This window comes from Tenacibaculum amylolyticum (genome assembly GCF_964511145.1).
GTDB classification, from domain to species: Bacteria; Bacteroidota; Bacteroidia; order Flavobacteriales; family Flavobacteriaceae; genus Polaribacter; species Polaribacter amylolyticum.
Window position 1 is genome coordinate 143,908 of the sequence record NZ_CAZEFZ010000004.1, and the last position, 11,580, is coordinate 155,487.

Here is an 11,580-nt window from a genome sequence, read left to right on the forward strand (position 1 = left end):
CGAATGTAAATCTTAGAACAACAATGAAAAAATATATATACACCTTTGCCTTAGTTTCATTAATAACATTTGTAACTGCATGTCAAACAGAAAATGAAACAACATCTAGAGTAAATATAAACTCAGAAAATATGGCTTTTACTGAGTTTTTAAATGGATATATCGACGGAAATAAAGAAGTTTCAGAAGAAGAAACGTTATATACAGACGCTGGCGCATATCTATACGAGTTACAAAAAGACGTATCACAAGAGTCATTAGAAAAAATAGCAAAAAACTTATATTTCGTACTAGGATATTATGAACCAAGTACTAAAGAAAGTATTTTACTGGATAAAGAAGAAGAAACTCTTCTATTAAACTTAATGGATTATCTAAAAAGCAAATATTAGTTAAATCAATAAAGTTTTATGTATAAAAACCATACGCTTGTGCCTAAAGTGTATGGTTTTGTAGTATAAGTAACTGTTTGTTTATAAGTGTTTAAGATATTTAATGATAGGATAATTAAATAAAACAAGTACTTATGAAACTAACCAACATACTTTTTATAGGACTATTGTGTATTTGTTTTTCTAATTGCGCACCAACTAAATTAGTAGAAGCAGAAACATTAGGGGAACAAAATTCTACATTTTCTTACATTCCGTTAGATCCATTACCGGTTGCTACAGCCTTAGGATATAGTTGTAACTACCCTCCATATGAAGAAGGAAAGAAAGTGCCATTTAAATCACTATTAAATTCATTTCCAGATCAAACAGTACGTTTGTCTATTGCTAAAATAGAAAAAGACGGCTCTATAACTTATGGAAGTATTGTTAAAGCCTCTGGAGAAGGTCAAACTTATGAGGTCACATTAGATTACATCAATGTAGATGTAACTCAGATTCCGTTTTTTTATAGAGAAAAATATGAATATCCAGCACCAGTTAAAACAGAAATAGATTCAATTAAAGAACGAAAAATAATTTACCAAGTAGAACCTAGTATTCGTTTTAGACAATACAATGTAAATGCTAATCAGGAGAAAATAAATTTTTTCAAGCAAGAAGAACGAGAATTAAAAGAAAGCATTAAAATACTGTTACCAGGAAATGGGTGGGAAGAAAAAGTTGTACCAGTATATATTGGAGTAGGGCTAAGAGTGGTAGCTAGGGTAACAACTTTAAAAGGAGACGTAAATCTTTCAGGACTTGGAGTAATAGCAAGTGAAGCAAAAGCAGGAAAATTAAAAGGGAGTTTAAGTGTACAAACATTAGGGATTACGGGGAAAAGTGTTTCTTCAGCATTACCATTGCCAAGTGAAATAAACGAAACAACAATTCAGAATGCAATCTTAGCCATAGGAACAATAAAAGCACAATTATATGCAAATCCAGTTAGTAGTGGTGAAGGAAATGAAACGGCCAATAATGATATTGTAATTACGCCTAGAGTCGTAGGTATATATAAATCCTTTAAAGGTGGGCCAGAAGTAATTAATCCAATTATTTCTGAATTAGCCAGAAAACCAATTCTTTGGTATCGTCCTTGTAATAAAGTGCAAACCTATCAAACAACTGTGACAGATTAATGTAAATAAAATATAAAAAGAATTCAAAGCTCATAACTTAAGATTATGAGCTTTTTTGCATCTTTGCTATAAATTAAAAATAAGGATAAATGTTATCAGAAAAAATAGAATCAGCATTAAATAAACAAGTACAGATAGAAGCACAATCATCTCAAGTATATTTAGCTATGGCATCATGGGCAGAAGTACAAGGATTTGAAGGTGTTTCACAATTTATGTATGCACATTCAGATGAAGAAAGAATGCACATGTTAAAATTAGTAAAGTTTATTAATGAAAGAGGAGGACATGCAATGGTACCAGCATTAGAAGCACCATCTCCAAAATTTGGTTCTTTTAAAGATATGTTTCAAACGTTATTAGATCATGAAATAATGGTATCACAATCTATCAATGATTTAGTACATATAACATTAGAAGAAAGAGACTATGCTACACATAATTTCTTACAATGGTATGTAGCAGAACAAATAGAAGAAGAAGCTCTTGCTAGAAATATCTTAGATAAAATTAATTTAATTGGAGATGATAAAGGAGGATTATACTTATTTGATAACGATATAAAACAATTAGTGGGGCAAGAAGAAACGTCTCAATAAATATTTAACAAACGTTTAGTAGTTTATTCATCTTAATTATACGTAATTGCGCTTTCACTTAGTGAAATGAATTCATTTTAATAATACATAATTAATTACTAATTTTGCAAAATGCAAAAAATGATCAGAAGAGTATATTTTATTTTTTCGTTTTTAATACTTGTTTCTTGTGGAGAGTACCAGAAAGTATTGAACAGAGGTACTATTGAGCAACAGTATAAAATGGCCGTAAAAATGTATGAGGCCAAAAAATATAGCAAAGCATTACGTTTATTTGAAAAAGTAACAGCTGCTTACCGTAATAAGCCTCAACAAGAGCGTATTCAGTTTATGGTAGCAAATTCTAACTTTAATGAGAAAAATTATAGTATAGCAGGGTACTACTTTAACAGGTTTGCTCAAAACTATCCTAAGAGTTCAAAGAAAGAAGAAGCAGATTTCTTATCAGCATTAAGTTACTATAAAGCTGCACCAGTTTACAGTAAAGATCCTACAGATACTAAAAAGGCATTAGAATCTTTTCAAGCTTTTATAGATAAGTATCCTAATTCATTACGATTAGACGAGGCAAATAAATATTATAAAGAGTTACAGTATAAATTAGAAACCAAAGCATTTGAAATAGCAAAAGGTTACTATACTACTGCAGATGCATATCCTGGTAATTATAGAGCTGCTATAACAGCTTTTGATAATTTATTATCAGATTATTTAGGAACAACATATAAAGAAGAAGCGTTGTATTACAGATTAAAAGCGGCGCATGATTTTGCATTAAAAAGTACCAACAGAAGAAAAGACGGACGTATAAAAGCTGCTATTAAAGCATACGAAAAGCTAAAACGTAACTTTCCTGAGACTAAATATAAAGAAGAGTCTGATAAAATGTTGGCTACATTACACAAAGAACAAGAACAATTACAGCAATTTAATAGTAAAAGTTAAATATGAACTATAAAGAAACTAAGGCACCAGTATCAACAGTAACTTACGATAGAGAAGCAGTTGAGGAAGCTACAGATAATATTTACGAAGCAATTTCAATTATTGCTAAAAGAGCTACTCAAATAAACTCTGATTTAAAGAAGGAGTTAGTAGATAAGTTAGATGAGTTTGCTACGTACAATGATAGTTTAGAAGAAGTTTTCGAAAACAAAGAGCAAATTGAAGTTTCAAAATTTTATGAGCGTTTACCTAAGCCAACAGCTATTGCTGTAGAGGAGTGGTTAAGCGAAAAAATTTACCATAGATCTCCAGACACAAAATAATATTAATGTCTGTACTTCAAGGAAAAAAGGTATTATTAGGAATTACCGCCGGAATAGCTGCATATAAAACTGCAAGTCTAGTCCGTTTATTTATAAAATCAGGCGCAGAAGTTAAAGTAGTAATGACTCCTGCGTCTAAAGATTTTATTACACCGCTTACATTATCAACACTTTCTAAAAATCCAGTACATTCTACATTCTACGATCAAGAAGATGAAAATGAATTGTGGAATAATCATGTAGAATTAGGACTTTGGGCAGATATTATGCTAATTGCACCTGCAACAGCTAATACATTGTCTAAAATGACAAAAGGTACTTGTGATAACTTATTGCTAGCAACATATTTGTCAGCAAAATGCCCTGTATATTTTGCTCCAGCGATGGACTTAGATATGTATAAGCACCCGTCTACTAAAAAAAGTTTAGATAGTTTACAGTCGTTTGGAAACATTATGATTCCAGCTACTTCAGGGGAATTAGCGAGTGGATTGGTAGGTGAGGGAAGAATGGCAGAACCAGAAGATATTGTTAGCTTTATTGAAAGTGATATCATTTCTAAATTACCATTAAAAGGAAAAAAACTACTATTAACTGCAGGTCCTACATACGAAGCCATAGATCCAGTTCGATTCATAGGGAATCATTCTTCAGGAAAAATGGGATTTGAAATTGCTAAAGCAGCTGCTACATTAGGAGCAGAAGTGTTTTTAGTTTCTGGACCATCGCATCAATATGTAAAGCATTCATTAATTAATAGAATAAATGTAACTTCTGCTCAAGAAATGTACGATGCTTGTCATAAACATTTTAAAGAAGTAGATATAGCTGTATTATCTGCAGCAGTTGCAGATTATCGACCAAAAAATGTTGCAGATCAGAAAATAAAAAAGAAAGATGCGTCGTTAGTAATTGAGTTAGAACCAACCAAAGATATTTTAAAATCATTAGGAGCTATTAAAGAAGAGCAACTATTAATAGGCTTTGCTTTAGAAACTAATGATGAAGTATGTAATGCAAAAAAGAAGATAACTTCTAAGAACTTAGATGCTATTGTCTTAAATTCTTTAAGAGATAAAGGAGCAGGTTTTGCAGGAGATACAAATAAAATTACTATTATTGGTTCAGATTTAAAGGAAACTACCTATCCTTTGAAATCTAAAAAAGAAGTAGCTAAAGATATTATTAACGAAATAATAAAGCGACTTTCAAATAAGTAGTTGTTACCTCGAGCATTATTGAGTTTACTATACTAAACGAAGATAAAATTGCGCAGTAAGCGAGAGGATATTAATTTAAAATAGGTCTCAACTGCGCTTGACCTGACATTAGAAACGTATGTTTTTTAAAAGAATTTCTTATGTTTTTGTATTGTGTTTGTTTTCGTTTATAACGGTAACAGCACAAGAGGAGTTAAACGCCGTAGTAGCTGTAAATGCAGATAGAGTACAAAGTACCAACAAGCAAGTATTTAACACATTACAGCAATCGCTTACAGAGTTTATCAATCAAACAAAATGGACAAATAAGAAGTTCTTACCACAAGAAAGAATTAATGCAGCGTTTACCATTATTGTAAATGAACAAAATGGGAGCAATTTTAACGCTACATTACAAATACAAGCCTCTAGGCCTGTATATAATTCAACTTATGAAACACCAATATTAAACATCAACGATACGAAGTTTAATTTTCAATACAATGAGTTTGAGCCGTTAATCTATAACCCAAACTCTTTTGATTCTAATCTCGTATCGATGATTGTTTTTTATGTTTATATAATTATTGGTGTAGATGCAGATACTTTTGCTTTAAAAGGAGGAGATAGCTATTTAAAACAAGCTCAAAATGTAATGTTACAAGCGCAGCAAAGTGGTGATCCATCTTGGGAAAATCAAGTAGGAGAACAAAACCGTTTTGCATTGATAGATGGTTTATTGTCGTCTAAATTTACACCACTTCGTAATATCTATTATAACTACCATAGAAAAGGCTTCGATATTTTTGCAGATAATGAGCTAGAAGCAAAATCTGAAATAGCGAATAGTATTATGCAATTAGAGAAACTATTCAATATAACAGTAGGAAATTATATGATCCGTGTCTTTTTAGACGCAAAGTCAGATGAAATTGTAGATATTTTTTCTTCAGGTAAAACAATAGGAAAAGAGCAGAAGTTAAAAGAATTACTAGAAAGAATTGCGCCTACACAAAACAATAAGTGGAAGGAAATTAAACTTTAACAATTCTTTTTCATCAATAGTAACTTCAAAAGAACGTTTTAGTATACGGTATTTTTCTAAAATTCCTTATTTTTATCGGCTCTAAAAGTAAGAATTTGTTACACAATCTATCCATACAAAATTATGCTTTAATAGACCAACTTACGATCAATTTCTCAGATGGTTTATCCATAATAACGGGAGAAACAGGTTCAGGAAAGTCTATACTTCTTGGAGCATTAGGACTCGTCTTAGGAAATAGAGCAGATTTAGCTTCCTTAAAAAACAACGAAATAAAATGCGTAGTAGAAGCAGAATTTAATATTCAGGCATATGTATTACAAGATTTTTTTGAGAAGAAAGATTTAGATTACGAAGATACAACTATCATTAGGAGAGAGATTTTACCATCAGGAAAGTCTAGAGCATTTGTAAACGATACTCCAGTTACACTAAGTGTATTAGGAGAATTAAAATCGAAGTTGATAGATATTCATTCACAACATCAAACATTACAATTGTCGGATGTACTATTTCAATTTTCTGTTATCGATGCACTTGCTAAAAATGATAAACGAATTGCTTCTTTTAAAAGAGGATTGAAAAAGTATAATACTTTAGTTAAAGAACTACTTTTACTAAAAGAAAATCAAGAAAACGAAACGCAGCAATACGAATACAATCTACACTTATATAAAGAGTTAGAAGAAGCTAATTTCCAATTAAATGAACAATCAGAATTGGAAGAAAAATTAGACTTACTAAATAACGTAGAAGATATTAAAGTAAGCTTATCTGAAGCAATACAACTAACTACAAACGAAGAAATAGGAATTCAGGGTTTATTACATAACTTAGAAAACAGCTTACAAAAAATAAGCACATTTTCTAAAAAATACGAAGAGATTTCTACTAGAGTTTCTAGTGTAAAAATAGAATTAGATGATGTAATTACTGAGTTAGAGAATGAGAATGAAAATGTTGAGTTTAATCCTAATGAATTAGAGCAAATTAATGATCGATTACAGTTATTATATTCATTACAAAAAAAGCATCAAGTAGATACTTTAGAAGGATTAAATGAAATTAAAGAGCAGTTAGAAGAAAAAGTAGGTAGTGTAGAAAATGCTACGGAGATTATAGATAAAAAACAAGAAGAAATTAATGGAGTTGCTAAAAAGCTAGATGAAGTAGCTGTATTAATTTCAAATGCTCGTAATAAAGCAATTCCTAAACTGAAGAAAGAATTAGAATTTTTATTATCAGAATTAGGAATGCCTAATGCACGCTTTTCAATTACACTAGAACCATCTGAAACCTATCTTTCAAATGGAAAAGATGAATTGAAGTTCTTATTTTCTGCTAATAAAGGAGGAAATTTTGGAGAATTGAAAAAAGTAGCATCTGGAGGAGAATTATCTAGAATTATGCTATCTGTAAAAAAGATTCTTTCAGAAAACATAAAATTACCAACGATTATTTTTGATGAAATAGATACTGGAGTTTCTGGTGAAGTTTCAAATAAAATAGCCAATATTATGCAGCAAATGAGTCAATACATGCAAGTAATGGCTATTACACATTTACCACAAATAGCGTCAAAAGGTAATTCGCATTATAAAGTATATAAAAAAGAAGTAAAAGGTATTACAACGACCAACTTAAAACAGTTAGATACTGAAGAAAGAGTAGTAGAAATAGCAGAAATGTTAAGCGGAAAAGATATATCTGAAAGTGCATTAATACATGCCAAAGAACTATTAAATTAAGGAGAATGAGTGATAATAGAGCAGAGAATCTATTTTTTGAAGCAGATCAATTAATAGATGAAAATAGAATAGTTGAAGCAAAAGAAATGTTGTTAGAATTGTTAAGTGAGTTTCCAGATTATGGAAGAGCACACAATCACTTAGGCTGGTTATACAATATCAAATTTAATAACTACCCCAAAGCAAAAAAACATTTAGAACTAGCAATAAAGTTTGCTAAAGATTACCACGCAGCATATAGTAATTATGCATACTTGCTAATAGACATGAATCTTAATGATGAAATGATTACATTTGGCAAGAACGTTATTAATAGTACTACAGTAGATAAGTCTACTATTTATAATAAAATGGCACAAGCATATGAGTTAAAACAAGACTTAATGAATGCCTATAAACATTATAAATTAGCTATTAAAGAAACATTAAATAACAAAACACTCGATGCTATTTATGCATCTTCAAACAGAGTGAAACGAAAAATGAGCCTAATGCAAAGGCTAAAACTAATTAACCAATAGAAAACAAACACTAAAACATGTATAACTTATTAAAAGGTAAGAAAGGAATTATTTTTGGAGCTTTAGATGAGAATTCTATTGCTTGGAAAGTAGCAGAAAGAGCGCACGAAGAAGGAGCAGAGTTTGTGTTAACAAATGCACCAATTGCGTTACGTATGGGGCAGTTAAAAGAATTAGCTGAAAAAACTGGTTCTGAAATTATCCCAGCAGATGCTACATCTGTAGAAGATTTAACAAATCTAGTTGAAAAATCTATGGAAATTTTAGGTGGGAAAATAGATTTCGTATTACACTCAATTGGTATGTCTGTAAACGTACGTAAAGGACGTCATTATACAGATTCTAAATATGACTTTACAACAAAAGGATGGGATGTTTCTGCAGTTTCATTTCATAAAGTAATGAACGTGTTGTATAACAAACAAGCCATGAACGAGTGGGGAAGTATTGTTGCATTAACTTACATGGCAGCTCAGAGAGTATTCCCAGATTATAACGATATGGCTGATAATAAAGCATATTTAGAATCTATTGCACGTAGCTTCGGATATTTCTTCGGAAGAGATCATAAAGTACGTGTAAATACAATTTCTCAATCTCCAACGCCAACAACGGCAGGTCAAGGAGTAAAAGGATTTGATGGATTCATTAGATATGCAGAGAAAATGTCTCCATTAGGAAATGCCACAGCTTTAGAATGTGCAGATTATACAATCTCATTATTCTCAGATTTAACTAAGAAAGTTACATTACAAAACTTATTCCACGACGGAGGATTCTCTAACATGGGAGTAAGTGATGCTGTAATGGAACGTTTTACTGAAGAATAAGCACCCTATAAATCAATCTAAAAAATGCAAATCATCAGATTTGCATTTTTTATAAACACTAGAACGAAATGAAGCAAATAGAGATTTTAGAAAAAGAATTAGAACCGTTACGAAAAGCATTACAGGAACACGAGTTATATAGCTTGTTAAATGAATTAGAGGATGTAAGAGTTTTTATGAAAGAACATGCCTTTGCAGTCTGGGATTTCATGTCTTTATTAAAATCTTTACAAGCACAATTAACCTGTGTTTCATTACCTTGGAAACCTGTTCAAAATCCAGTTACAGCTAGATTTATTAATGAAATAGTCCACGGTGAAGAAACAGATATTAATGAATTAGGCGAACCTAAAAGTCATTATGAGATGTATATAGAAGCGATGGAAGAAGTTGGTGCAGATACCTCTCAAATTACGAAATTAATATCAGAAATTACTACTATAGACAGTGTGTCTGAAGTTATAGAGACTTTACAAATTAATGAAGCAACTAAAGAATTTGTTAAGTTCTCTTTTGATGTTATTAGCACTCAAAAGCCACACATTATTGCATCGAGTTTTACGTTTGGTAGAGAAGATGTGATACCAGATATGTTTTTAGAAATAGTTAATAAAGCAGAAAGCTTAGAAAATAAAAGCTATGCGAAGCTAACATATTATTTACACAGACACATAGAGTTAGATGGAGATGAACATGGACCTTTATCGTTGCAAATGATTGAAGAATTATGTGGAGAGGATTCTAAAAAGTGGGAAGAAGTTGAAAGCTACGCTAAAAAATCGTTAGAAAAGCGTATTGATTTGTGGAATGGAGTTGTTGAAGAAATAAAGAAATCAATTTTAGTATGAGTGAAATAAGATTATCACTTATTGTACCTGTATACAATAGACCTGATGAAATTGATGAACTTTTAGAAAGCTTTACAAAACAAGATTTTACAAAAAAATACGAGATTGTTATTGTAGAGGATGGTTCTAGTGAGTCTTCAGAATCTATTGTAGAAAAATATGCCTCTCAATTAAATATTAGTTATTTCTACAAAGAGAATAGTGGCCCTGGTGATTCTAGAAATTACGGAATGGAAAGAGCAGCAGGGAATTACTTTATTATCTTAGATTCAGATGTAATTTTACCAAGTCATTATTTAACAACAATAGATACTTTTTTGAATGAAAACTATCTAGATTGCTTTGGAGGAGCAGATGCTGCTCACGAGAGCTTTACAGATCTTCAAAAAGCAATAAATTATGTAATGACTTCTTTCTTTACTACAGGAGGAATAAGAGGAGGAAAGGTAAAAGTTCAAAAGTTTGAACCTAGAAGTTTCAATATGGGAATTTCTAGAGAAGCATTTGAAGTTACAGGAGGTTTTTCAAAAATTCACCCAGGAGAAGATCCAGACTTATCTCAAAGAATCGTAAATAAAGGTTTTACTACTGGATTCTTACCTAATGCCTATGTGTATCATAAAAGAAGAATTTCTTGGGAGAAGTTTCATACACAAGTGAAAAAATTTGGATTAGTTCGTCCAATTTTAACGAAATGGCATCCAACAACAGCAAAACTCACTTTTTGGTTTCCAACATTATTTACAATTTTTACAATCGTATCTTTAATAGGTGGTGTTTTTTATAAACCAATAGTGCTAATACCCTTAGCGAGTTATTTACTATTAATATTGTTACATTCTACAATTTTAAATAGAAGTTTAAAAGTAGGAATTTTGTCTGTTTATGCCGTATTTATACAATTTTTTGGCTACGGACTGGCTTTTTTGAAATCTACTTTTTACATTCGCTTACTCAATAGAAATCCGGAAATACAATTTCCAAAATTATTTTTTAAATAGGTGAAGCGAATATTAGTTACAGGAGGCGCAGGTTTTATCGGATCACATTTATGTGAACGATTATTAAAAGAAGGAAATGAGGTAATAAGTCTAGATAATTACTTTACAGGTAATAAAAAGAACATTATTCATCTTATGGATAATCCTTACTTTGAAATTGTAAGACACGATATTACAGAACCTTACTATGCCGAAGTAGATGAAGTTTATAACTTGGCTTGTCCAGCTTCACCAATTCATTACCAACACGATCCTATAAAAACGATAAATACTTCTGTTGTAGGAGCTACTAATATGTTGGGATTAGCAAAAAGAATAAATGCGAAGATTTTACAAGCTTCTACAAGTGAAGTTTACGGAGACCCTAAAATACATCCGCAACCAGAATCGTATTGGGGAAATGTAAATCCAATTGGTTTACGATCTTGTTACGACGAAGGAAAACGATGCGCAGAATCGTTATTTATCAATTATCATAAACAGAATAATGTACGAATTAAAATCATTCGAATTTTTAATACCTACGGTACACGTATGAATACCAACGATGGTCGAGTGATTTCAAATTTTATAGTACAAGCCTTAAAAGGTGAAGATATTACAATTTATGGCGAAGGAAACCAAACTAGAAGTTTCCAATATGTAGATGATTTAATTGAAGGTATGATACGTATGATGAATACAGATGATACAGTAACTGGGCCTATTAATATTGGAAATCCTGGAGAGTTTTCAATTTTAAATTTAGCAGAAAAGATTATCGAGATTACAAACTCTAAATCGAAACTAATTTTTAAACCTTTACCTGAAGATGATCCGATGCAACGTAAACCAGACATTTCTTTAGCAAAGAAAACATTAAATAACTGGGAACCAAAAGTATCGCTAGATGAAGGTTTATTAAAAGTAATTGAATACTTTAAAGGAGAAATTTAATTAGTAACT

Annotated in this window: 13 protein-coding genes; all 13 read left to right on the forward strand. The window is 31.0% G+C overall.

The features are described 5' to 3' along the window. Positions 1-23: 23 nt before the first annotated feature. Positions 24-392 (forward strand): hypothetical protein, encoded by a 369-nt coding sequence (locus tag ACKTTC_RS02135; protein ID WP_408037843.1) that lies wholly within the window; start codon positions 24-26, stop codon positions 390-392. A gap of 134 nt (positions 393-526) precedes the next feature. Next, positions 527-1,576 carry a hypothetical protein gene (locus ACKTTC_RS02140; RefSeq protein WP_408037844.1) on the forward strand — a complete coding sequence of 350 codons (1,050 nt, stop codon included), beginning with the start codon at positions 527-529 and terminating at the stop codon, positions 1,574-1,576. Between the two features lie 89 nt (positions 1,577-1,665). Next, positions 1,666-2,175, forward strand: coding sequence for a ferritin (locus tag ACKTTC_RS02145; protein WP_408037846.1), 510 nt, complete (start codon positions 1,666-1,668; stop codon positions 2,173-2,175). 120 nt (positions 2,176-2,295) lie between these two features. Then, complete coding sequence (locus ACKTTC_RS02150; RefSeq protein WP_408037848.1) at positions 2,296-3,120, forward strand: outer membrane protein assembly factor BamD; 825 nt, start codon at positions 2,296-2,298, stop codon at positions 3,118-3,120. Between the two features lie 2 nt (positions 3,121-3,122). Further along, positions 3,123-3,443: a DNA-directed RNA polymerase subunit omega gene (locus tag ACKTTC_RS02155; protein WP_408037850.1), complete on the forward strand. Its 321-nt coding sequence runs from the start codon at positions 3,123-3,125 to the stop codon at positions 3,441-3,443. A 5-nt stretch (positions 3,444-3,448) separates the two neighbouring features. After that, positions 3,449-4,663, forward strand: a complete 1,215-nt coding sequence (coaBC, locus tag ACKTTC_RS02160) for a bifunctional phosphopantothenoylcysteine decarboxylase/phosphopantothenate--cysteine ligase CoaBC (RefSeq protein WP_408037852.1) — start codon at positions 3,449-3,451, stop codon at positions 4,661-4,663. A 118-nt stretch (positions 4,664-4,781) separates the two neighbouring features. Continuing rightward, on the forward strand, positions 4,782-5,687 hold the full coding sequence (gene porD, locus ACKTTC_RS02165) for a type IX secretion system protein PorD (protein ID WP_408037854.1): 906 nt from the start codon (positions 4,782-4,784) through the stop codon (positions 5,685-5,687). Between the two features lie 95 nt (positions 5,688-5,782). Continuing rightward, complete coding sequence (recN, locus tag ACKTTC_RS02170) at positions 5,783-7,435, forward strand: DNA repair protein RecN (RefSeq protein ID WP_408037856.1); 1,653 nt, start codon at positions 5,783-5,785, stop codon at positions 7,433-7,435. 5 nt (positions 7,436-7,440) lie between these two features. Continuing rightward, on the forward strand, positions 7,441-7,956 hold the full coding sequence (locus tag ACKTTC_RS02175) for a hypothetical protein (protein ID WP_408037858.1): 516 nt from the start codon (positions 7,441-7,443) through the stop codon (positions 7,954-7,956). A gap of 17 nt (positions 7,957-7,973) precedes the next feature. Then, a complete protein-coding gene (locus tag ACKTTC_RS02180) occupies positions 7,974-8,786 on the forward strand; it encodes an enoyl-ACP reductase FabI (RefSeq protein ID WP_408037860.1) in 813 nt (270 codons plus the stop codon). A gap of 68 nt (positions 8,787-8,854) precedes the next feature. Continuing rightward, positions 8,855-9,634 (forward strand): DUF3050 domain-containing protein, encoded by a 780-nt coding sequence (locus tag ACKTTC_RS02185; protein ID WP_408037862.1) that lies wholly within the window; start codon positions 8,855-8,857, stop codon positions 9,632-9,634. Further along, entirely contained in the window at positions 9,631-10,635 is a 1,005-nt protein-coding gene (locus ACKTTC_RS02190; protein ID WP_408037864.1) for a glycosyltransferase, read from the forward strand. The genes ACKTTC_RS02185 and ACKTTC_RS02190 overlap by 4 nt, the downstream gene beginning before the upstream one ends. Continuing rightward, complete coding sequence (locus ACKTTC_RS02195) at positions 10,636-11,571, forward strand: UDP-glucuronic acid decarboxylase family protein (protein WP_408037865.1); 936 nt, start codon at positions 10,636-10,638, stop codon at positions 11,569-11,571. The last annotated feature ends 9 nt before the right edge of the window (positions 11,572-11,580 follow it).